Here is a 1,101-nt window from a genome sequence, read left to right as displayed (position 1 = left end):
GGTTGTGTAGCGATACGGTAGCGCTTCCCCTGCAGGACAACGATAGATATCCGCATCGGCCTCATAGGCGAAGTCGGCCTTCTCATACATGCCTTTGAGGCGGTTGCCCGACGTCTCGGGGCGCGGGATTGTCGTAGTGATACCAGCCTCATGGCAGGCCAGGATCTGCCGCCCGCTGAAGTAGCCCTTGTCGGCCAGCACATGCATCTCGTCGCGACGGAGCGCATTCTTGGCCGCTTTTGCCATCGGCACCAGAAGATCACGGTCATGACCCTGGTTGGTGACTTCATGCGCGACGATCAAATGGGTCTCGGTATCGACGGCGGCCTGAACATTGTAGCCGACCGTTCCGCTGTTCCGGGCGCTGGTCGCCATGGCGCGGGCATCGGGGTCCGTCAGCGATATCTGCCCATCCGGCGCATCAGCCAAGGCCCGACCCATGGCTTGCAGGTGTTGGATATGCTGCCGGACACGCCCGTAACGCTTGGCAAGATGCGCGACCTTCTCGGCCCGAACCTCGCCCTTCTCATGTCGATCGACCCGCACCATCTCCGCGATGTAGCGCTCGACGTCCGCCTCCAAATGGGCGATACGGCTGGCGATCTTGCCCTGGGTAAAGTTGCGATCCCGGCTGTTGACGGCCCGGAACTTGCTCCCGTCGATGGCAACGCAGGAGCCCTTCAGCACGCCGATCCGGCGGCACAGCTCCACGAACTGGGCGCAGCTGCGGCGGATACCGGGGCCGTTGTCGCGTCGGAAGTCGGCGATGGTCTTGTGATCCGGGACAAGACGGCCGGTCAGCCACATCACCTCGACGTTCCGTCCGGCTTCGCGCTCCAGTCTGCGGCTGGAGGGGATCCGGTTCAGATAGCCGTAGATGAACAGCTTCAGCAGAACAGAGGGATGATATCCGGGTCGTCCAGTCCGCGCCGGCGCCGATCGCGCAAATCCGAGCGCAGCCAGATCAAGTTCATTGACGAACAGATCAACCACACGAACCAGGTGATCCTCGCCAATCCAGTCCTCAAGGCGATCTGGAAAAAGAGCCGTCTGTTCCCGCACAGTGCCTTCGATGAAACCCGACATGCCGATCTCCCACCA

At 61.9% G+C, this 1,101-nt stretch carries 1 protein-coding gene; it reads right to left on the bottom strand.

What is annotated here, in order from left to right:
- A partial coding sequence (locus MU516_RS19355) for an IS1182 family transposase (protein WP_260278837.1) occupies positions 1-1,086 on the bottom strand: 1,086 nt, incomplete at its 3' end.
- Between the last annotated feature and the right edge of the window lie 15 nt (positions 1,087-1,101).

Origin of the sequence: Paracoccus maritimus (assembly GCF_025195095.1) — a bacterium.
GTDB classification, from domain to species: domain Bacteria; phylum Pseudomonadota; class Alphaproteobacteria; order Rhodobacterales; family Rhodobacteraceae; genus Paracoccus; species Paracoccus maritimus.
The sequence above is the reverse complement of the archived record's forward strand: the minus strand, read 5'-3'. Positions and strand labels throughout refer to the sequence as shown.